A 23633-nucleotide genomic window follows, 5' to 3' on the forward strand; every position below is an offset into this window, starting at 1 on the left:
GAAACATTTGAACCATCACCCATAAGGAGGAATTCAACTATGCAGAATTCACAATACGATTACGATGTTATGTTCATCGGAGCTGGGCATGCTTCTGATGGCGCATCGCTATTAGTTAAAAATGGTTATAAGGTTGCTAAAATTGAAGCCAACCGAGTTGGTGGAACTTGTGCCAACTGGGCATGTAACGCCAAGGTCGTTTTAGACGGTGCCGTTGAGTTAGCTCGGACCCAAGAGCGACTAAGTAAGATTGCCCAAGGTGATTTAAAACTTAGTTGGGATGCAAACATGGAACACAAGCACGAAGTTATTCGCCCATTGGATAAGAAGATGGAACAACGCTTCGTCAATGCTGGCATCGACGTGATCCGTGGCTGGGCAACGTTAAAGGATGCCCATACCGTTGACATTGATGGCAAGCAATATACTTCAGATAAGTTCGTTATTGCAACTGGTCTGCATCCAAATCAACTGGATATTCCGGGCACTGAATTAGGCCATGACAGTAAGGATTTCTTAGATTTAGAACCACTTCCAAGCCGCATGACAATCATTGGTTCTGGTTACATTAGTATGGAATTTGCAACGATTGCGAATGCTTTTGGCAGCAATGTTACCGTAATGATGCATGGTGACCGCGCCCTTCGCAAGTTCCATGTCCCTTATGTTGATAAGGTCATCAAAGACTTAGAACGTCGTGGCGTAAAATTCATCCCAAACGCCAACGTGAGTGCGTTTAGCAAGGATGATGATCAATACTATGTTGAATATGGCGACGGCCAAAAGTTAGCAACAGATTGGATCTTAGATGCAACGGGCCGAAATCCTAACTTAACCGGCTACGGATTAGATGAACTAGGTATTGAATACACTAAACATGGGGTAACCGTTAACGATAAGTTACAAACTAACATCCCAAATATCTTCGCTGCCGGTGACGTTGCAAATACCGATAAACCAAAGCTAACGCCAACCGCCACCCATCATTCTAACTACATTGCCCACTTCATCATGGGGGATACTAATGCTGCTATGAAGCCATACATCATCCCAACGGTCACTTTTACTTCACCACGAATTGCAGAAGCTGGGGTGTCCATTGAAGAAGCTAAGGCGCACCCAGATCAATACACGTTAGTTGAAAATGATGTAACTGGTGCTTGGTTTAGACAAATCACCCAGGACAAAATTGCAGATCAAGCACTCATTTTTGATAAGGATGACCACTTGGTTGGAGCAACGGAAGTCAGTGAAGAAGCGGAAGACTTTATCAACGGATTATTACCTGCAATTGCATTAAAACTCAATCGTGAGCAACGAGAACAACTCGCACCACTATTCCCATCAATCATGCATGAAGGATGGAAGAATTTAATTTAATTAAATTCAATGCTTGTGTTAATCAAAATTTAATGTTATATTAATTTTAATTTATAACGAACGGAGGAAACATTGTGATGTCATTTGGATTTTCAAAAACTGAATGTTGTATGTGTTCAATTTTAGTCGACATTGACGTTAGCAATGTTTCTAAAATCTTTTTGTGCTAGTCTCGTGACTTAGTTGAACACACGTGTAGATTAGGATACTTTAAGACTTAGAAGGGGCGCTGATCGATGTCGATAGACATCGGTTGGCGCCCCTTTTGTGTTTGTTAAAAATAATTTTTTATCATTGGAGTGAAAATAAATGGGAAAGCGTTTCAAGAAGTTCAGTAAATTAGGTTTAGCCGCTGCAGTTGCAGCCTTGGTGTTAGCCGGATGTGGTAGCACTAACAATAATGCAGATACATCATCACGTAAGACCCTAAATTGGATGATTAATGCTTCCATTGCTACGTTAGACCCATCCAAAGCCGTTGATCAAGTTAGTGATCAAACTCTTTACAACAGCAACCAAGGACTATTGGTCCTCGCTGGTGAAAATAAAGTGGCCCCAGGAATCGCCAAAAGTTACAACGTTTCAAAAGATGGTAAGACATATACATTTAACCTTCGTGCATCCAAGTGGAGTAACGGAAAGCCATTGACAGCCAAGGACTTCGTTTATGGAATTCAACGAAGCGCCAATCCTAAGACTGCTTCTCAAATGGCATATTACTTAGCTAATATCACTGGATATGATGCCATCAAGAATGGTAAGGCTCCAGTTTCATCACTAGGCGTTAAAGCTGACGGTAAATATAAGCTGGTCTTCAAATTAGTTAAACCTCAATCATACTTTAAGACCTTAGTTACTCTTCCGATTTTCTATGCCCAAAGCGAAAGTGCCGTTAAGAAGTACGGTAAGCTCTACGGAACCAACAGTAATCGGATCGTTTCTAACGGACCATTTACTGTTACTGATTGGACTGGTAGTAATGATCGATGGACATTGAAAAAGAATCCTTACTACTGGGATAAACAAGCTACTAAATTAAACCAAGTTAAATACCACGTTGTTAAAGACCCCCAAACTGGCTTGAATCAATATCAAACGGGTAAGTTAGACGAACTACAACTTTCTGGCAAGGAACAAGTGAAGAACTTCAAGAATAGCAAGCAGTTGCATAACCGCAATACACTTTCAATTCGTTACATGTCAATTCACCAAGCCAGCGCGCCCGCATTTAAAAACATTAAGTTAAGACAAGCAATGTCCCTAGCTATCGATAGAAACCAACTTGTTAACGACTTACTTGGGGATGGCTCCATTGCTGCTAAGGGCTTCGTTCAACAACACTTAGCATCCCGCAACGGACAAGATTTCGCAGATGCATCATATGTCCCTGGTTCATCAGATTACAATCTCAAGAAGGCTAAACAACTATGGGCTGCAGGATTGAAAGAAGAAGGGATTAAATCCGTTAGCGTTGCTTTAATGAACAGTGATGATAACGAAAGCAAACAACTCAATGAATTCCTACAAAGTCAATTACAAAAGCTACCTGGGCTTAAGATCACAAATGAACTATTACCAAACGTTACCGTTTCCGGTCGTTCATTGAAGTCACAGTATCAACTAATCATCTCCGGTTGGAATCCATCCATTACCGACCCAATTTCACCACTCCAAACGAAGGTTTCCACTAATCCAATCAACACTTCTAAGTGGTCAAATAAGGAATATGATCGTTACATTAGTCGTGCCCAAGACCAAGATGCTAATGATCCAGCTAAACGTTGGGATGACTTAGTTAATGCTGAAAAGATCATTATGAAAGACCAAGGAGTAATCCCACTCTACCAAAAGAGTCAACCAGAAGTAATTAAATCTAATGTCCATGGCATTAAGTACTTCCCTAACGGACCAATTTGGGATTTCTCAAAGGCCTACATTAGTTAATCATAAATTAATCCCTGTTAAGAACACACCCATCATTATTAATGGTGAGTGTGTTTTTTTGTGTGTAGCCGTGTATAATGAATAACAATTAATTTGCTGTAATTCACATTACACAACCAGCGTTGCTTCCGAATACGGCTGGCTAAAAACAATAAGGAGACTTAATTATGCAAAACATTAGTATTACATCATTTTGGAACGGGCTATTACGCCTACCAAGTGACTTACGGGTAATCTTTGACCCTAAACGGATTATCAATGAGATAGTTACGTTGAAACCATTTTCGCTAATCTTAATGACGTTGATGACGATCACAAATATCGTTGTCTTTATATTTGCTCGCGACTTTAGTTGGCTGGGCTGGATTGGTTTAATCACGACCATTTCAACCGTGGTGAACTTAATCTTAGTTGACCAGGGTCGCATTACTAACTATTTCTGGGGCCTAATCAGCGTCACCGTCTGGTTGATCATTGCCGCTGAAAATCGGTTAATTGGTGATATTGCTTCTCAGTTATTTTACTGGGTGATGCAATTTGTTGGCCTTTCGATTTGGAATCGTGAAATCAACCAACAAAATCAAAACCAAGAACTAAAGGCTAATCGAATGACGCCGCTTCAGGGCCTATGTTGGTTCATCGTCTGCATCATTAGTTACTTAATCGTCCTACACTTTAGTAAGTCATTGAATGGGACGCAGATTTACTTGGATGCTGCCCTTCTGCCATTAGGCATCGTTGGGCAAATTCTAATGACCTATGGTTATAGTTCGCAGTGGGTCGCATGGATTGTATTGAATGTCATTAGTTTGATCATTTGGTTTAACCAATTTCAAGCTTTAAGCCCAGCTGCCACCACCATGTTAGCCCTGCAAATTATGAAGTTAATCAACTCCATTTATGGGTATTACCTATGGCGGCATAACGAATAAATAACTCACAACAGCAAATTAATTAATTAAATCTAATCATTAAAAATGCCAGTCAACACTCAATTCGTTGACTGGCTTTATTATTACTTATGGTATGGTGAGCCTGCATTAATCATAAAGGCCCGATAGATTTGTTCAGTTAAGACTAACCGCATTAATTGATGGGGTAACGTAAACTTACCAAATGAAATTTGAGTATCCGCCCGTTTTAACACCGCCTTGGATAATCCTAATGAACCACCAATTACAAAGGTGATGTTGGAATGACCATACGTTGTGAGTTGGTCGATTTCCTTAGCAAATTCTTCAGAAGACCGTTCTTTACCTAAAATAGCTAGGGCATAGACATATTCTCGATCACTAATTTTATTTAAGATGCGGTCCCCTTCTTTTTCAATTACTGCATCCATTTGAGCTTGGCTTAATGTTTCTGGTGCTTGTTCATCTGGTACCTCAACAATGGAAAACTTACAAAAGCGTGAGAGCCGCTTAGCATATTCAGCAATTCCCGCTTTAAAATACTTCTCCTTTAGTTTTCCGACCACCACTAACTTGACGTTCATAACGAAATCATCCTTTTTTAATATTTATTCACACTTATCCACAAGCCTGTGGATAACCTGTGGATAACTTGTGCATAAGTTGCGTTCAGCCCACACTATATAGTGGTTTCAGACATTTTAATTTCTATATATAGATTGGCCATTCGTGATTATCTTTTAAACATTAAAACATGTATAATCAACGGTATCATAAAGTGAAACAGCATTGTTTCACAACTTATATGTTGATATTTCACAATCATTATGATTAATCATTCTTATTATTACTAGCTTATTTTAACATTTTTCATTATGCATTTCACAATTGTTTTATAAACTATTGAAAATGTATAAAAATAGCTTAAGTTAACCATTTTAGTTAACCTAAGCTATTTTTTAGCTTTAACTATTCAGCTTCATGGGTCAATACCGCTGGTGAGAAGAGATGTTCAATTTCAGCCGCTGGCAAAACATGTTCTGATAAGGCAACTTCCTTAACGGAACGATTTTCAGCTAATGCCTGTTTAATAATTTGCGTAGCCCGTTCATATCCAATCTTGGGACTAAGAACTGTCGCCGTCACCGCAGAGTTATTCACATCTTGTGCACATTGTTGAACATTGACCTTGATATCCTTTAAACAGTTATCAATCAATGTATGAATCGCCCGCGTTAAATGTTCTTCAGCAGTAAAGATGCTCTTGAACATGATGGGTTCAAATGCATTTAATTCTAGTTGCCCTGCTTCTGCTGCCATTGACACTGTGGTATCAAAACCAGCAACTTCAAAGGCGACTTGATTAACCACTTCTGGAATGACTGGGTTAATCTTATCAGGCATAATCGATGATCCAGCCTGTCGTCTAGGTAGTTCTAATTCATTCAATCCAGCTTTAGGACCACTACTTAATAACCGTAAGTCATTACTAACTTTAGAAAGGTCTAGTGCTAACGTCTTTAAAACTCCGGAGAACGTTACAAAGTGATCACTATTTTGAATTGCATCGATCAAATCTGCATCAATTGTTAAGTTGAGTCCAGACGCTGCATTTACTGCATCTGCAATGTGGGATTGGTAATAAGGAGACGCATTGATTCCAGTTCCAATGGCGGTACCACCTAGACTAATTACTTTTAATTCGCTCACTGTCGTACTAATTCGCCGAAAATCACGGTTAAATAGCGTGGCATAAGCGTGAAAACTCTTCCCATATGTAGTGGGAACTGCATCTTGTAGTTGGGTCCGACCAACTTTAATTGTCTGTTCATATTGGTTACTTAAGTCCGTAAACGTCGTCACCAATTGTTTTACTGCCGCTTGTAATGGCGATAATAACTTTAACATTGCCATTTTACCAGCAGTTGGATAAGTATCATTAGTGGATTGAGATTGATTGACATCATCATTAGGATGAATTTTCACATCTGGATGAAGTCGCATTGCTAGATTAGCAATCACTTCATTGGTATTCATATTAGTAGAGGTCCCAGCACCACCTTGAATGGCTGGAACAATAAATGCAGATTGATCATTGCCATGTAATAACTTATCACATGCATCGATAATTGCCGTAGCTTTCTGTCGATCTAACGTCTGCGCATCTGCATTAACCTGGGCTGCTGCTTTTTTAATTTCGATGTAACTCTGAACTAAGAGCGGGTGCAACTTTTCCTTTGTTATCGGGAAGTTTCCCGCTGCTCGTAAGGCATGGATTCCATATAAAGCCTCATCTGGTACTTCCATTTCGCCAACACAATCTTTTTCAATCCGCATCTTAAAAACATCTCCTCATTCATTCATGTTATAAAACATTACATTAAGTATAGCTCACTTAAATTTATTGTCAATAACAATGCATTAATTATGTTAAAATAAGGATAATATTACTAGAAATCGAGGAAATGAAATTGGTTAAAACAATGAAGCGTGCTAGTGTACTAATCAGTTTTTTAGTCTTGTTCATCTTGCTAACTGCCTGTGGTAAACAGCCGACTGTAATCAAGATGGGGGTTGTGGACACTGACATTAAGATCTGGCAACCAACGGTTAAAAGACTAAAAAAAGAGGGGATTGAGCTCGTCATTACCCCCTTTAATTCGTATGGTCAGCCCAATGGATCACTTTTTCATAATGAAATTGATATGAATGCATTTCAAACTAAGGCTTTCTTAAAAGATTGGAATCATGAAAACCAGGGTAAACTAGTGGCAATTGGCGATACATATGTTGCTCCAATGCGAATTTACTCTAGTCACATCAAAAGCTTAAAACAACTAAAACGCGGCGATTCAATCGCCCTTCCAAATGATGATACCAATAAAGCCCGTGCTTTAAAATTACTACAAGCGGCCGGAGTCATTAAGCTAAACCATGCTAAAACACCCAAAGTAAGTGATATTGTTAAAAACCGGCATAAGTTTAGATACTTTACAGTGGATGCATCGGTAGTTGTACGGGATATGTCCGATTCAACGATTGCGGTAGTTAATGATAACTTTGCAATGGCTGAGCACTTAAATCCGGCTAAGGCTCTTTATTCTGAATCTACTAATCAGATTCCAAATCAATACACTAATGTAATCGTAGTAAACAAGCAACATCGTCATAATCAACTTTATCGCAAGGTCGTCAAAGCATTTCAAACGCATAAGAACCAAAAATACATTGAAACCATTTCTAACCATTCTGATCAAGTGAAGTGGTAACTAAAAAAACTGCCAAAATTGGCAGTTTTTTTGATTGCACTATTTACTAGAGCTATTCGTATTTACTTTTAATTGTGAAGATTCTTCCGTTAATTTAACGTTAGTCGTCTTCTTTTGACCATCCCGATAGTAAGTTAATGAGACGGTATCACCTAATTTATAAGTATATAGGATGTTTCTAATTTGATCTTGGTTGGTAATCTTTTTACCACCTAATTCAGTAATCACGTCATATTTCTTCAAGCCAGCATTCGCAGCTGGTGAATTAGCAGTAACACTCATGACTGCTGCTCCAGATGTCACATCATCAGGTAATTTTAATGTTGACTTCCGGGCACTACTAGAAATATTGGATAAGTCTAGATATTCAATTCCTAGGGCTGGCCGGACAATCTTACCACTCTTGATTAATTGGTTGATAATCTTGATTACTTCGTTACTTGGAATGGCAAAACCAATTCCTTCTACACTGGTTCCAGAAGTATCAGAAGATAGCTTCATGGAGTTGATTCCAATCACTTGGCCGGCAAGGTTGATCAATGGCCCACCTGAGTTTCCTGGATTAATCGCAGCATCCGTTTGAATAACCGATGCATAATTACCAGTTGCTTGGCCACTTTCAGTTGTAAGTGGTACTTGCCGGTTCGTAGCCGAAATAATTCCTTGCGTTAATGAAGTTGCATAGTTCGTACCTAATGGTGAACCAATGGCAAGTGCTGTTTCACCAACTTTAATGTTGCTAGAGTCACCAAATGAAGCAACCTGGGTGACCTTACTAGAGCTAATCTTAAGAACTGCTAAATCAGTAACGGAGTCTTTCCCCACTAGCTTAGCTTGCATCTTTTGACCGTTGCTCAATATCACTTGTAACGCTGATGAACCGGATACCACATGGTTATTAGTAACAATGTATGCAGCATTCCCACTGACCTTATAAATAACTCCAGATCCTTCACTGCTAGTTTCTAAACTAGATTTGGAAGAATTAGAAGACGAGCCACCAAATAAGGATGCAAACGGATCTTGAGATGAACTGACCTTTTGCAAGTTAATCACGGAAACCACTGAATTCTTAACATCCTTAAATGCAGTTTCAGCTTGGGTTTGGACGTTAACTTTCAGACTACTTGTTTTGGTAGTTCCACCACTGTTAGATCCAACCGGCGCAGCAACTTCACTTGTTATCGGGTTATAGTTTTGATACAGCGAAATTCCTCCATATGCAATCCCCCCGCCTAACAAACCTGATACTAAAGCAGTTAAACCAACTTTAAAAAGAAAAGAATTTGATTTTTTCATAGTTAGCGCGTTAGTTACAACGCTTCCCTCCCTTATTTTTAAACATATCATACCCAATTTAAAGGAAAAATAGTTAGATTTTTAATCTATTTTTATAATCTTATAAATTTATTAATTTAGTAGGATCACAAATGTCAGTATCATACAACATAAAATCCTTATCCACATTTAACCCTCGATTAGTTAATTCATCATCAATGGTTTGATGAGCCACTGCACGCGTATTGTTATGGTGACTCCGGTGCACAATAAAGACTGCCTCCGTATCATCACCAATTACGTTCGCTAATACGGCTGCCTCATCTTCATTTGACATGTGACCAGTATCACACAAAATGCGTTGTTTTAGTGGCCATGAATACGGACCGTTCATTAACATTTCAACATCATAATTACATTCTAATGCTAAAGCCGTTGCATTCTTAATATGGTGTTGAATTGACTCTGAAATATAACCAGTATCAGTAATCATCACAAATTGCTTGTCCGCTTGCCGAAATAAATAGCATTGTTCGCCAGCGGCATCATGGGAAACGCCCATACTTTCAACCGTTAAATCACCAAACGTTTCAATTGAACCAATTGGGAACACGTTCCGTTGTGATCTTGGAATTTTACCTAACGAAGCCGGCATTGCATCCCAGGTCTCTTGATTAGCATACACCTGAATGTTAGGACAACGGCGTGCTAGTATCCCCACACCCTTTGCATGATCTGAGTGTTCATGTGAAACAAATATCATATCAATATCTTCAATCGTGCGGCCAATCTGTTTTAGCAATCGTCGAATCTTAATTCCACTTAGTCCCGCATCTAATAGAATTTGATGCTGATCAGTTTGAAGATAGGTGACATTACCAGAACTCCCGCTAGAGAGAATCGAAACTTGCATTAGTTTTTAATCTTCCTTCATTTTTACAATTCTACAAATCACCGACGGCTTCCTTCACACTGTCGTCATTAATAATGGAACCACTAAATGCATTAATGCATTTAATTTGAATATCAGATGAATTAGCCGTTTTATATGCCACAATCCAAGTTGGAATAAAGATGTAATTTTTCTTAATGGCGATGTATTTAGTATAAGCTAATTGCGTCCATTCAATTTTAGTATTATTCGGAATTTCATTATATTGATATAGTGCACTCAATGCTTGTTCTTCCGAAATAGTCTGTGATTTTTCCCGAAGTGAATTAACATTGTCTAAGTAGGTTTGCGTATATCCTAATAATCGCTTATCACCATTATCGTTACTAATGTTAAACTTAATTTCACCATAGCTAGAATATAGTTGGCTGCCATAAGCTTTTTGAACATAGACAATTGTGGAATCATCAGATAGTTGTTTATTGTATTGATAGCTATTGCCATTAATTACAAATGACTCGCTCTTAATTAGTTGATCCAATTTATCTTCCGGGTGGGATGAATACATTGCCAATGGCCGTTTAAATGTACTTTGCAAAACATGGTTACTAAATTTCACGTTTTGATTAGTTAACTTATATGCCTCTTGATTGATTACATCATCACGAGAACCAGCAATATAGTAACCATTTCCATTGTCCTTTGAGGGCGTCTTTAACGTAATTTGGTCGTTACGCATTTCCTTAATAATATTAGAGCCACCAGACCCGTCACCTTCCGTTTGCAAATTCAAATTCTGATTCATGATGGAAAAGAGCAAAATATCAATAATTACAAACGTGATTAAAAAGATAATTTGAATTCGTTTAAAGTTCATTCTGTGCCACCCCGATTATTTACTACCGCCAGCCACGATATTATTATAGTTCAACCAATCATTACCATAGTGAATATACCAAGTTGGAATCAAGTTAACCAAGACATCTGTTTTGGCACTCCCATGCCAACTATAACCTAGTTCAATTCCATTAATCTTATTAGACTTATACCCTAAGGCCTTAAGCGTTTTCAAAACATCAGTAGTACTTGGTACCTTTTCATCAGGAACTCCACTTGGCACTGGAATTTGTAAACTAGCTAATGAGAATTCATAGCGAATGGATGAATTCTCAACAATCTGCATACTGATCAAACCATAATTAACGTTATTAAAGATTGGGAATCCTTCAACATATCCACGATAAGTAGCTAGTTGTCTTTTAGCATCATAGCCAAAAAACTTAACGCTATCTAAGGAAACTCCTGAATTGATTAACTCGTTATAGTTATTAAATAGTAATGCATTATAGCTGTTTGGGATGGACTTAGGTCGCTCATCAACGTATTTAACATCATTATTATCATAAAAAGAAACCTGTTTAGAATCCTGATCATTATAAACGGTAGCATTACTGCGGTGTTTAACACTGAAGTTCTGCGATTCCCCTAATAGTCGAATAATGTAGTAATTTTGTTGTTGAACATTGACTAAATAGGCATACTGAGGCATCGTTTGATCCTTTTTAAAATAGATCAACGGCCGGTCATTAAATATCTTAAATTCTACGTTAATTTTCCGCATTTTAGTGGCTAAAAACTGATTCAATAATTGCAAACTATGCTTACGAACACTAACGGTATAAACACGATAACCATCATCGCGCAACAAATAAATGTGTCGGTCATCATTTAGTGGCAACACAATCCGATTCACGCGATAGTTAGGTAACCCATTCAAACGTTTATTTAAAAATTGATTTACGATTGGCATCGTTACTGCACTCGAATAGTTCAAGATATACGAGTCTTTGCGCCGCAGTAATCCTACATATTGGTCCTTAGAAACGGAGCCACTAGAGTCTAACTTTACATCTTGATAGTCTTGAATATATTCTCTAATTTCACCAACTAGGTTAACCGATTGATTAACTAGCAAATGTTGGTTCCCTTGATCATCATTATGCATCAATTGAGTTGGCGCATAAATCTCTGAGATGGGTTTGTTGTTTAACTGCGTCTTAATATTCGTTCCAGCACTACTTGAAGCATCATTTTTATAGTGAGATGGATTCAACCACAGCGAAGCCGATAGTCCAATACTTAGGGCTACCGCTACACTTAACAAAGTGGGTAACAAATATTTACCTAGACCATTAATTTTCATCCCATAAATCCTCCTCCATTGGTTCATAAGGGAGCGAGATATAGAACGTCGAACCCTTGCCTTCTTCACTCTTCACCCAAATATGGCCACCTTGGGCTTCGATCACTTCACGCGAAATTGAAAGCCCCAATCCAGTTCCACCTTGGGCTCTTGAACGAGCTTTATCAACCCGGTAGAAACGATCAAAGATATGATCGACCGCATTCTTAGGAATCCCTAGCCCTTGATCGGTCACACTTAAAATTACCTGATTATGAGTTTCATATAACTCACAGGTAATCGTTCCACCATCTGGAGAGTATTTCATGGCATTATTCATGATATTATCAATCACTTGGGTAAACCGATCAGTATCGATCTCGACCCATAGGGTTTGTTTAGTAAACTTACGAATGATTTTATAGTTATTGTTAACATCAATTCCTTGCTCAGTCTTATTCCCGTTTTTCATGATCATATCAAATTGATCCAAGATATACGTAAATAGTTCGTTTAAGTTAACCATTTCTTTGTTAATCTTTTGGGTTCCAGAGTCCATTCGTGAAAGAGTCAATAAATCATTAATCATCCGAATCATCCGATCGGTTTCATCTTGGGCTACTTTCAAAAAGTGGGGAGCAATTTCGCCATCTTTCCATGCCCCATCCTGCAATGCTTCGATATAAGAATGCACACTAGTTAGTGGCGTTCTTAGTTCATGGGAAACGTTGGAAACAAATTGTTTCCGGTCTTTATCAATCTTTTGTTGTTCAGTTACATCCCGTAACACACAGACTAATCCACTAATAAAGCCAGATTCACGTTGAATGGATGAAAAATGAGCATGCAAAATTAAATCACGCCCCTCATGGGTGTAATCTAGTGAAATTTCCTCTGGCTTTTCAAGTAATTGACGCAATGAATAATCATCTTGGATGCCTAAAATATCCAAGATAGAATGGCCAATAATGTGTTCTTCAGCCAAGTCTAAAAACTTAGCAGCTTCATAATTAACAATGATAATATTGCCTCGACGATCAGTTGCTAGCACCCCATCGGTCATGTTAGACAAAACTGAGTCCAACCGCCGGCGTTCAGATTCAGTTGATTCTTGGGACTCTTCAACCTTTACTGAAAGGTTATTAACGGCCATTGCTAATTGCCCTAATTCATCTTTTCCGTATACCTGAACTTGTCCAGAGTAGTCTCCACGGGCAATCTGGAGGGTTTGTTTCTTCATTTCATCAATTGGTCTAGTGATGGCACGCGAAATCACGATTGACATCAAAATCCCTAGTAACACCGCAATTGCAGCGGCAGCTAAATAGATGATCGTAATGTTGTTAATCGTAGCATAAACTGGATTTAGGCTTGCTTTAATGTAAGTAGCCCCGACAACATCACCATTTTGACTCCGTAAAAGTGGCGTTACCTTAATAAAGTACTTAGTACTTCCCGACTGCACAGTTTTTGTAACAGTCTTATTATTATGAATGGCAGCTTTAATATCAGTAACCACTGATTTTTGTCCAACAATCGATTGATTATTAACTTGATTCGTTCCCCGAATCGTCCCCTTACTATCAACAACTTGAACTTGGTTTTCATTATTATTATCAACATCAGATAGCAGTGAACGAATGGTAGTATCAGCCTTCTTAGTATTATCCCTAGAAAGTTGGTTGGTCAACGAATTATTAACATAGGTTGGCAATTGGAGTTGGTTTTCAAACGTTTGCACATTCTTTTTTTCCAGTTGGGTAACGAACACGCCCCCCACAATTTCCAATGTTACCAATAGCATTAACACAAACACTAACGCCATCTTAAAATCAATTGATTGAAAGAATCTAAATCGCTTATTCAAAACAGGAATACCCCTTTAACAACTAGTCGTTCCCAAAATTATTCGCTTTCGGAATTACGTAGGTAGTAACCAACCCCACGGCGGGTCACTAGCCAAACGGGATGACTAGGATTATCTTCAATTTTTTCTCGTAATCTTCTTACGGTAACATCCACGGTCCGAACATCACCGAAGTAATCGTAACCCCAAACGGTTTGTAACAAGTGTTCACGAGTCATCACTTGTCCAATGTGTTGAGCTAGGTAATGAAGCAGCTCAAATTCACGGTGCGTTAATTCAATGTTTTCGCCCCGTTTAGTAACGGAGTAGGCTTGGGGATGAATTACTAAGTCACCGATTTTAATATCTTGGTTATCATCATCAGATGAATTATCATTTGCCGTTTGACGTCGTAAATTAGCCTTAACTCGCGCAACTAGTTCTCGATTTGAAAATGGCTTAGTAACGTAATCATCAGCACCTAATTCTAGCCCTAAGACCTTATCTAATTCAGAGTCCTTAGCGGTAACCATGATAATCGGTGTATCATGATTCTTTCGCACTTGGCGTGCAACTTCTAGTCCGTCTACTTTTGGTAACATTAAATCCAAAATAATTAAATCTGGATTTTCTTCATCGACCTTTTCAAGGGCTTCTTCTCCATCATATGCAACGGATACATCGTAGCCTTCCTTCACTAAATTAAATTTTTCAATGTCAGTGATTGGCTTTTCATCGTCTACTACAAGGATTTTTTTCATAATTAAAATACCTCTTAATTTTTCGATTTCTGGTTTAGTTTTATATTTATATTGATTTTCGATTTCTAGTAAGTTTTAACAGCTAGTGTCTACTAGCTTCATATTAAATTATATCACGGTCGCCCCCCTTGATTCATTGAATAACAGTTAACAAAAATGTTTTTTAAACTTTTTTTGAACTTTTTTCAAAAAAGGGGTTGTCTTTTTCTAGACCAGATGATATTATATAAATCGTTGATATTTAAGAGATATCAAAAAGCAATTCTTATGGGCAGTTAGCTCAGCTGGCAGAGCAACGGACTCTTAATCCGTGGGTCCGGGGTTCGATCCCCCGACTGCCCACTAACTAATAAAAAGCTATCGTGATAGGGGGTTAAAACCTTGTTATGATAGCTTTTTTCATTTCTTAGGCATTTATTAATAATAAATATTATGAATTCAAACTTAGTCATTCACTTAGTCAGTCTTATTCAATAAAAATAAAATAATACCGTGGGTGTAGTGGGATGTAAGGTTACTCTTAATTGAGTAGCCTTTTCATTTTGCGTTGATTGATAGTTAATAGCTGATTGGTGTAAATATGTAAGCACTAGCATTCATTCAGACGCTCTCATTGCTCAAGTTCATTAAATCAGTGATTAATCGTATTAATTAAAGCAAACTATAATCAACACCAGTAATTCTCAAAAAAGAGAAAAACTGAAGATGATAAATGTAATGATCGTTATTAATCTCGTGGCTGAAAATTAAGCCGTGAAAAATATGTACATAACTGGGGTGGCAAAACACCACCCCTAGAAGTATCTTTCAAGGGGTGTCGTGAAACGCTACCCCCCTGAGATACCTAATTGGTACTTCAGATGTAGTCAGCATTGTTTAAACTGCATACAAGGGGGCGTTGAATTGACGCCCCCTTTTTATCTTCATCATCAAGACGTTAAGCTCTGATTTTCAAGCGACTATTGCCTATCTCATCGGCTTTCCCTAAATTAAGTAAAGCGAATTTGTCTGATAAGATACATATTCTATTTTTTTACGTTCTTCACAATTTTATGAAAAACGGCAGTAGCAGTATTCAAGAATGGCTCTACTAAGGGCTTGCCCGAATATAAGGCTATTGACAATTTTGTCAAAACCGACAATATCAGCATTCTAATCTATATAACATGGAGTCGTGAAACGCTACTCCATAAATAAATCATTGCGTCCCGTTTTAGGACTACACCAATCTAATATGAGGTAACAAATCGTTACTCCATAATACAGTAATACAGTCGTGTTTTGCGACTGTATTCAATATATATAGTTTTGGCTAAAGATGTCTAAAACCTATCAAGCAGTACTTATACACTCATATGCGTTTGACCTGCGTACTCGATTTAGGTACGCTGATAATATGAAACTAGATAACGTTTTGTTATTCAAACAAAAAAGATATGTCCACGACTGGACACATCTTCAATAGTTCCTAATTATGATTTTGGCCATTAACCATAATTAATAGTCTAGTATGCCCTAAATAAATGGCTTTCGGTAATTTACCGAAATTGAATTATAGTTAGATCATGAATAAAGCATCTTTTGACTGTCCAATTTTGGACTGTCGAAAATTCGATAGTCAATTTTTAGATTACATGGTTTATATTCGTTAGGTTTCATACACAGTAGAGGGGATGTCTAAAATGGACACCCCCTTTTTATATAAATCTTTAATTCAATTCTTATCTAGTTTAGTTTCAACAATTCTCAACAATAGCATAAGCACCATTAGCACAAGATTTAATACCAAAGTTGGATTTTCCAATGTAGGTGTGATTGCTGATTTAAAGCCTTTTTCACGACTAAAGCAAAAGCGGTTCGGCCTAATATATTAATACCACCCTGTTTTAGGGCGGTATTCTCTAGGACGCCCTGAATTGAGGCTACCTTTACACGATACTAAAAAAGAGCATGCAATTAATCACACTCTTATATGTAAAGCAGTCAAGACAAAGCCTCAACCACCAAAGACAAGCCAATAACATGGATAAATACAGGTAATCAGCCTATATATTTAAGATGTTTAGCATGCCTTACCTTTTACTCTTAGATATAGTGCATTACGACAATTCTTGCTTGCATAACATACTAAAATGAATATATTAGAAAAAGTGATAAACACCTATAGTAGCGGACTTCATCACTCACTACAAAAGTTATTTTACATAAATTAATGATCGTTAGCAATTAAGATAGCTGAAAATTCAGCTATCCTCAAAGTAGAAAGATATGCTCATATGGCAGGCCAAAATTGGTCTACGAAATATTATGGTTCAGTTCATACATAGGTCTGCGCACTTTTACGCAATCCCTGAAAATCTCACTGCTCAAAATTGCGCAGACCATCAGTTGAAGTAGAATTATGTTAATGAGGTTTAAAACTTTAAGAACTTTTTAAAACTCTATATATGGTTATTCAGGTAGTTTAAAAGATATGAAATAATAATTTACTAATGATTACGATTAGGTAAATAATTAAATTTATAAATTATCCCAATCATCACGGAATCCCATCAAATCCTTTATATCACTAAAAAGTATTGATTTAAAATTGTTACTGAATTTAGAAAAAACATTTTTTAAATCTTTTTGAAGATTTTTCTTATCTTTTTTTCTTAATACTAGGGTTAACATGAAATACACTGTAAATAAATTATCTTGAGTAGGAAGCTCAACGTTTATATAATTTTTAATCCCAGATTTTCGTCTTGGACGCTTTATTTTATGCGTATATAGTATTTCTTCGTGAGCACATACATTTCTAAATGAATTTATAGTCTGTATTATTCCATCTAAGTCGTCAGATTTTAGGGATAGCTTCTTGTGTTCCCTTCTGTAATCTCTATTATATTGTTTATTAAAATCTTGTACAATTATATTTTTTAAAGAATCTACCGAGCAAGAATAAAAATAACCTATATTTCCCATAGTAAGATAACCAGATAAAACCCATAGGGGAACTTCATTATGAGCGTCTATGTAATGTTGTATTGACGTTCCTCTTTTAGTAGCGTAGTTAGATATAGTGCTAGAAAGTATATTTATTGTTTTTAAAACGTCTTTCAGTTTTTCTGATCTAGAAGAAAAATTATTAAAGTCAAGATATGAGTTACGATCTTTAAACATTTCTGAAAATCTATAGGAGACTCTGCTTTTTAAATTGCTCTCGAAAGTTAAAAAGTATTTAAGAAATATTGTTCTTAGTTCTCTATCAAACATATAAAGAGAGTGCATTTCATCTAGAGATGATCCATTTTTGAATTCTTCAGGGTGGATTGTTTTCCCATCAATGTCTCTTTTTAGGAAGGGTCTTTTATATCCATTAACGATGTTATAGTAATTTTCTTCCTCTAGGTATCTCATTGTTTTACTTGTGTTACCTACGTCTAAGTTTCTATCCCTTAGTATACTTAATTGTTGTCTATAAGTTTTAAATGGTTTATTCTTCATTTTAGCGCAATACCTCCTAATACAAAAAGAGCTCAGCGCCTCGTAGGCTACTGAGCATGATCTTTCAAATAAGAATATATCATTAAATATATGAATAATCAATGATATTATATAATTTTTTTTAAAAACTCATCTTTTTATTTAATAGAATCAATTTAATGATGTTAAAAAGCGAAAAAAAGTAAGGTGGCATCTATTGAATAACAATAAAACATATGAATGCTATTAAAGAGTATTCATAAACAAATTTAACTAAAAAAGAGAAAGATTAATGATTTAACATAACTTAAAAAGACTATCTTTAAAAAATGTTTATATATATTAAACATCTCCTCATTTGAAGTAATATCATAATCGGCTGCCCAATTTTGGACAGCCGGCAACTCAATACTGGGCAGTTTAAATAGGTTGCGAACTTTTACGCAATCCCTGAAAATCTCACTGCTCAAAATTGCGCAATCAATATCAGCATTTTTTGTAAAGAGTTGCAATACTACGACAAGCCATGATTACTTTAAAATAGCCTATTCAAGCATGTGCTAATCATTGCAACGAAACAGTAAAAACTGTGTTGCAACACATTGCAATATCGTGTAGATGCAACGCCTTTTTATATGGTGCCAAGTGTGCCATTAAATCTTGTTACCATTTGTCACTTTTTTGTAACCGTTACGCTTTTTTTCCGTTACATTTAGTGACAAAATTTTAAGTATCAAAATTCAATTAAATAAGCACTTTTAAAGTCTTTAAATATAATACTTATACCATAATATGCCACCAGTAATTACCAGTATTATCTAGCCATAAATTGCCATAAAAAATGTTATCAAATGTTACCATAAGTCACTAACATTTACTAACCTTATTTTGTCATTAATCGTTCTTAAAAACACTAGTAATCACTAGTGAAGATTGCTAAGAATTTCTAAGTGATATTTTGTGTTTACGTTTTAACTTTCGTTGATAAGCTCGATACTTTTTTGCCTGTATTTCCACCTTACGTTGTGAAAAAAGACTAGCAATAACAGTTCCACTAGGTAGCTCATCAACTTGAAACAATTCACGATTGCTCTTAGTGTTCCAATATTTCCGTTTAACGTGATTAGCATTGCCCCAACCGTGTCGATTACGATACACCTTAACAGTATTAACTGAAATACCGTGTAGAAAAGCTATCTCATCATCAGTCATGCAATGATCATAATTCTTTTTAGCCTCATCCCAATCAGCTACTGGTAACAATGTAATCATCCTTTCAACAGTATGTATTGTAGTACCTGCTAACAGCAAGCACTTACAAATTGATAGGCACAATAGATAATCAATCTAACCTATGCTAAGCTAAGAAAATCTAATAAGTAATGCAATAAGGATGTAGCTACCAATCATGGCTTACATCTTTTTTGTTTTAAATTAAATCACATAAGTGTTAGATGGTAAAGGTTGCTTACATAAATTTACCTTTGATGTTTGAACAATCATCTTACTTAGAATGTAATTTCTGTAATTCATTGAATAATTGCTCAATAATAGCCCCGTCAGGTGTTTCATTGTCACTTATATTAGTTTTATCATTATCCATACTAGATTGCTTAAACGGCTCTAAAACAGGTTTAAACATCTTTATAAGTATTGTATATTCTTTAGCATACATTTTATCGACTGAACAATAAAAATGCTTAGCTACTTGTTTAATATTAGGCATTTCCTGTTTACTAGCATAGTAATATCTGTAAGCTAAGAATGCCCGTTCATCTTTAGTCAGGTAAGACAATCTAAAGAATAGTGATTTAGCTCTTAAAAATTCAATCCCCTCAAGCTTACCTAAGTTATGCTCATAGTAATACCAACACTTTAACAAACGCCTAATTTGATGACTATTAAACGTTGTTTTCATTGGATTGAATAAATCTTCTAAACTTTCATGCTTATACATAATCAATCACTCTAATACACTTAAAATATTATCAAAGTTAGTTTCAAAATCATTAGTTAGATCAACTGCTTTATCGTTGATGAAACCATAGCGGTATCCACTAGCCTCTTCAATCTGATTGCATTCATTGATTGTCGATTGTTCTAAGCCTGCGTTACTACTGCTAACTGTATGGAGCATGAATTTAGTTCTTAAGTAGTCGTGTTCATTACCAGTCAAATCATCTAAATAGCGATTAAACTCTTGCCACTTGAAGTTAAGCATATCAACTACATTATCGTTCAAATCTTCATAGCTCAATAGGTTATCAACTTGCTTTTGAAAAGGGATGAAACCAATCTTATTACCATTATCATCATAAGCATTCGGACAACTCATAAACGACTGTTGCCAAAATAGCCAATCATAATAGGTATAACGCTTTCTAGCATGCTCAATCTTACTTGGTAATTTGAAGTAATCATAAATAATCGTGTTATCCACTCTCATCCCTCCAAAGCAACAATAACTAAGTCTGAAATTCATATGTACAGTAAAAGCAGTGCCAAAACACTGCTCTCACTAGCGGTTGTATATTAGGATAATTAATTAGCAACTAAATATCTAACATTTATATTATACCATATTTAGTAACATAATTATAGCTACAAGCACCTATATAACAACGTTTATAGCTATTTTTTGTTTTCCCAATCAACCATTTTAAGATGCTTAAAATCTTCTGCCATTTCTATTTCGATAGCATCCATGTTTCCATTTAAGTCTTTGTAGTAATCTAAGAAGTTATCTCTTTGGTACTGATTAAATTCTTTTCTATATTTTTCACTAACCTTGCTTCTAATTGTTCTACTTACGTGGTTTCGATTTAATTGGTAATCACACTTGGTTCTATCAATGCTATTAATCAATTCATCAATTTCGGACTTTCGTTCCTTGCAATCAGGGTTTACATCTTCAGTATCAGCCATAAAATCAATTACCATATATTTTAAGCTGTTATAAAGTTCAGAATTAATTAAATACTGCTTATTTATTTGATCTAATTTGTTTTCCATTTTTCTACCTCTTCATAATTTAGAGTACGCTAACTTTACTAACTAATTATCAGCAAATCTTAGTTTAGAGTACGCTAATCATTTTTAGAGTACGCTTGCGTACACTAGAAAATCACTTAGTGTACGCTACATCAGCCCTTTAGTATCAAGGCATTCAGCCACTAGAGTACACTAAGTACACTAAAAATCGGGTTTTAATATATATAGTTAATAACTAATACTATTACATAGTAAATACTTTTTCTTATACACGTGAGTAATTTAGTGTACTCAGTGTACTATACCCCTTATAAACACCGCCATAACAATCATAACTCGGAGTACACTAAGCCGATATTAAGTGTACTCTAAGCGTACTTAGTGTACTCTACTGTACTAAACTCTCTTGTAGCCTCTAGCGTACTTTCCTTTTACAAGACTTTTAACGGTATTTGATTGTTTCCAATCATCTAATCCGCTCATTGTGAGACTTATCTTTTTGGATAATGCTCTTGAAGTGCCTTGAATACTCTTATTGTTATCCTTGTTAAGTGGGATGCTAAGCAATTCTCTAGTTGATACCTCTTTCATTGATACTAAATCATCTTCAGTTAAATTAGGTTCATCCTCTTTACCAGTAGAATACCTATTTTCATAAAAGACACGCTTATAATGCTGTTCTCTTTGAAACTCTGAATACTCATCCCAATTCTTAGGCACTAGCATGTTAATGTATGATTTAATCGACTCATCTACTGGATCATAGCTTTCATTTTTAGAGCGTTCAGCATTAGCGGATGCCTCTTCATCACTAGTTAGATACAATAACTCGCCTTGTTCCATTAAATACTTAGCCTCGGCATAAATTTGATGTAGTGTATTATCATCAATACTCATTGCACTGTGCTTAATTTTGCTAACACCACATTCAACAGTTAAGTATCTACGGTTTCCCGTCTTATCTGATAAGAATTGTTGTTCATTAGTAGTTCCTGCAAATACGTTATTACGCTTATAAACGCTATTAGCTTGCCCAAAAGGCTTTCTATACATATCAGATGTAGCACTAATAAAAGATTTAATGTTATCAATTTTGGAGTTTTTAAGTGGTGCTAACTCTCCTAATTCAACTATCCAACTATCCTGTAGTTTCATGGTTTCATCTTTGTTACTACTATCCATTCGTCCTAGGTTATCTAAAAAGTATCCATGCGATAGCTTACTTAACAATGTACTTTTTCCTAAGCCCTGCTTTCCAGTTAGAATTACCATTAAATCAAACTTGATGCCAGGATGAAATATCCTAGATACTGCACCAACCATAAATTTACGGGCAACCATTCTATTATATGAATTATCATCTGCTCCTAAATAGTCAATAAACAGCGTTTCAACCCGTTTAACGTTATCCCACTGTTGTTCATTGATTATATCCTTAACTGGATTAAATGAGTGTTTTACAGCGTATTCTTCAATGCCTTGATACATAGTTTTAGGATTATTAGCAACAACATTGTACTGGTTTTCAATGTAAATTCTTATCTTTGTTTCGTCTAGGTCGCTCCACCGTTTCCACTCATTTGCATGTTTTATAACAACTGAGTTAATAAATTCATCATACTTAATAGATTGTCTTAGCTTATCATCATACTCACAAATAACGGCAAAATTACTAGCAAAATTTGTTCTAGGACTGCCACTCTTGTTATATTTCAATGGCACTTTACTACGATTTACTTCTGCTTGTTCATCTAATGAGGTGGCTTTAATTAAATTGTGATTACTTTTAGAAATACTGTTGAAAATAGATTTTAATTCATTTTTTGATAATGATGGAAAAGTGTACTTATCATTAATTAGTTGCATCCAATTCCATACTTGATCATTGCTTGCTCCAGTAGCAAATAACTTTCCTGCAATACTAGTTAGCTTATTATTTCTATCTCCTGATGAAATGCCATTCAATAGATTATCATTAAGCTCAATCAGCCAATCAACTGCTTTAGCATTAACGTTTACATTATTGTTTTTGTTTGTATGCTTGTGCTTAGCATTATCTTTCTCAATAGCACTAATCACTTGAGACCTAAGCCAATCAGGCATTATACCAATTTCATCACTTACCAATGGTTTGATATTTTCAGTTTCATTAGCAGGCCTATAATTATCACTGGGAAAAATAATAGTTGATGTAGTCTTGACTTCGACAAAATCATTTAAATTTATTTTTTTTGGTATGCTTTCATAAGGTAAATCGTTTCGATAAATATAGTGAAAGCCATTGTTCCTAGTAATTTCCATAGCAACACTGTTCTCATTAAGTCTATTACCTTTCTTGATGTTTTCAGTAATCCATTTACTACCGTTGTTATTTCCGTGATGGTTATCAACATCAATCGTGATGAGTTCACTCTTGAATGGTATCATTGCAACATCACATGAAATATTGCCATTTTCATCAGGTTTAAGCCATTCTTTTAGCTGTTCAATATCATAAGTAGCCCTGTTAGGCCAATCCTTAATAGCGGACTTTTTAGTACCTTTTATAAGTGGGTACATGTAAATATAGTGGTCTGCTACTTGCTTGATGTATTCCCAAGGTGTTAAGTTATCGACTGAGCTTACTTGTTTAGTTGCTAATTGGTTATTCATTAAATCCCGCCTTTCTATCAATCAAAAAAGCACCAAAACCAATTAATTAATGTTCTCTT

Annotated in this window: 18 protein-coding genes and 1 tRNA gene; 5 read left to right on the forward strand and 14 right to left on the reverse strand. The window is 35.9% G+C overall.

All coding sequences use genetic code 11. The features are described from left to right. The first annotated feature begins 39 nt into the window (after positions 1 to 39). From R4146_RS01920 to pnuC, 3 genes are all read left to right on the forward strand, one after another. Complete coding sequence (locus tag R4146_RS01920) at positions 40 to 1380, forward strand: dihydrolipoyl dehydrogenase family protein (RefSeq protein ID WP_339959769.1); 1341 nt, start codon at positions 40 to 42, stop codon at positions 1378 to 1380. Positions 1381 to 1689: 309 nt separating this feature from the next. Next, complete coding sequence (locus R4146_RS01925) at positions 1690 to 3324, forward strand: peptide ABC transporter substrate-binding protein (protein ID WP_339959770.1); 1635 nt, start codon at positions 1690 to 1692, stop codon at positions 3322 to 3324. A 167-nt stretch (positions 3325 to 3491) separates the two neighbouring features. Continuing rightward, a complete protein-coding gene (gene pnuC, locus R4146_RS01930; RefSeq protein WP_339959771.1) occupies positions 3492 to 4256 on the forward strand; it encodes a nicotinamide riboside transporter PnuC in 765 nt (254 codons plus the stop codon). A gap of 83 nt (positions 4257 to 4339) precedes the next feature. Here the strand turns inward: pnuC and rlmH are convergent, their stop codons facing one another. Together rlmH and R4146_RS01940 are read right to left on the reverse strand one after the other, a co-directional pair. Further along, on the reverse strand, positions 4340 to 4819 hold the full coding sequence (gene rlmH, locus R4146_RS01935; RefSeq protein WP_339959772.1) for a 23S rRNA (pseudouridine(1915)-N(3))-methyltransferase RlmH: 480 nt from the start codon (positions 4817 to 4819) through the stop codon (positions 4340 to 4342). Between the two features lie 385 nt (positions 4820 to 5204). Beyond that, on the reverse strand, positions 5205 to 6572 hold the full coding sequence (locus R4146_RS01940; protein WP_339959773.1) for an aspartate ammonia-lyase: 1368 nt from the start codon (positions 6570 to 6572) through the stop codon (positions 5205 to 5207). A 128-nt stretch (positions 6573 to 6700) separates the two neighbouring features. Here R4146_RS01940 and R4146_RS01945 point away from each other — a divergent pair, with 128 nt between their 5' ends. Continuing rightward, positions 6701 to 7504 carry a MetQ/NlpA family ABC transporter substrate-binding protein gene (locus R4146_RS01945; protein ID WP_339959774.1) on the forward strand — a complete coding sequence of 268 codons (804 nt, stop codon included), beginning with the start codon at positions 6701 to 6703 and terminating at the stop codon, positions 7502 to 7504. 39 nt (positions 7505 to 7543) lie between these two features. Here the strand turns inward: R4146_RS01945 and R4146_RS01950 are convergent, their stop codons facing one another. The 6 genes from R4146_RS01950 to yycF all read right to left on the reverse strand — a co-directional run bounded on the left by R4146_RS01950 (position 7544) and on the right by yycF (position 14463). Further along, positions 7544 to 8803, reverse strand: a complete 1260-nt coding sequence (locus R4146_RS01950) for a S1C family serine protease (protein WP_339959775.1) — start codon at positions 8801 to 8803, stop codon at positions 7544 to 7546. A gap of 100 nt (positions 8804 to 8903) precedes the next feature. Further along, positions 8904 to 9695, reverse strand: a complete 792-nt coding sequence (locus R4146_RS01955; protein WP_339959776.1) for an MBL fold metallo-hydrolase — start codon at positions 9693 to 9695, stop codon at positions 8904 to 8906. 31 nt (positions 9696 to 9726) lie between these two features. Continuing rightward, on the reverse strand, positions 9727 to 10551 hold the full coding sequence (locus R4146_RS01960) for a two-component system regulatory protein YycI (protein ID WP_339959777.1): 825 nt from the start codon (positions 10549 to 10551) through the stop codon (positions 9727 to 9729). Positions 10552 to 10566: 15 nt separating this feature from the next. Further along, a complete protein-coding gene (locus tag R4146_RS01965) occupies positions 10567 to 11877 on the reverse strand; it encodes a YycH family regulatory protein (RefSeq protein ID WP_339959778.1) in 1311 nt (436 codons plus the stop codon). Then, on the reverse strand, positions 11867 to 13723 hold the full coding sequence (gene walK, locus R4146_RS01970) for a cell wall metabolism sensor histidine kinase WalK (protein ID WP_339959779.1): 1857 nt from the start codon (positions 13721 to 13723) through the stop codon (positions 11867 to 11869). The genes R4146_RS01965 and walK overlap by 11 nt, the downstream gene beginning before the upstream one ends. Before the next feature lie 38 nt (positions 13724 to 13761). Then, on the reverse strand, positions 13762 to 14463 hold the full coding sequence (gene yycF, locus R4146_RS01975; protein ID WP_339959780.1) for a response regulator YycF: 702 nt from the start codon (positions 14461 to 14463) through the stop codon (positions 13762 to 13764). A gap of 269 nt (positions 14464 to 14732) precedes the next feature. Between yycF and R4146_RS01980 the strand changes: the two genes are divergently transcribed. Beyond that, positions 14733 to 14805: transfer RNA gene (locus tag R4146_RS01980), tRNA-Lys, on the forward strand. 2178 nt (positions 14806 to 16983) lie between these two features. On the opposite strand, the gene R4146_RS01985 is transcribed toward R4146_RS01980, so the two are convergent. From R4146_RS01985 to R4146_RS02010, 6 genes are all read right to left on the reverse strand, one after another. Further along, a complete protein-coding gene (locus tag R4146_RS01985) occupies positions 16984 to 17952 on the reverse strand; it encodes an Abi family protein (protein ID WP_339959781.1) in 969 nt (322 codons plus the stop codon). A gap of 915 nt (positions 17953 to 18867) precedes the next feature. After that, positions 18868 to 19203 (reverse strand): hypothetical protein, encoded by a 336-nt coding sequence (locus R4146_RS01990; RefSeq protein ID WP_339959782.1) that lies wholly within the window; start codon positions 19201 to 19203, stop codon positions 18868 to 18870. Between the two features lie 232 nt (positions 19204 to 19435). Continuing rightward, positions 19436 to 19888, reverse strand: a complete 453-nt coding sequence (locus tag R4146_RS01995; RefSeq protein WP_339959783.1) for a hypothetical protein — start codon at positions 19886 to 19888, stop codon at positions 19436 to 19438. A gap of 6 nt (positions 19889 to 19894) precedes the next feature. Beyond that, on the reverse strand, positions 19895 to 20371 hold the full coding sequence (locus tag R4146_RS02000) for a hypothetical protein (protein ID WP_339959784.1): 477 nt from the start codon (positions 20369 to 20371) through the stop codon (positions 19895 to 19897). A gap of 191 nt (positions 20372 to 20562) precedes the next feature. Further along, positions 20563 to 20943: a hypothetical protein gene (locus R4146_RS02005; protein ID WP_339959785.1), complete on the reverse strand. Its 381-nt coding sequence runs from the start codon at positions 20941 to 20943 to the stop codon at positions 20563 to 20565. A 375-nt stretch (positions 20944 to 21318) separates the two neighbouring features. After that, positions 21319 to 23574, reverse strand: a complete 2256-nt coding sequence (locus R4146_RS02010) for a VapE domain-containing protein (RefSeq protein ID WP_339959786.1) — start codon at positions 23572 to 23574, stop codon at positions 21319 to 21321. Positions 23575 to 23633 lie beyond the last annotated feature (59 nt).

Origin of the sequence: Nicoliella lavandulae (assembly GCF_037546185.1) — a bacterium.
GTDB lineage: Bacteria > Bacillota > Bacilli > Lactobacillales > Lactobacillaceae > Nicoliella > Nicoliella lavandulae.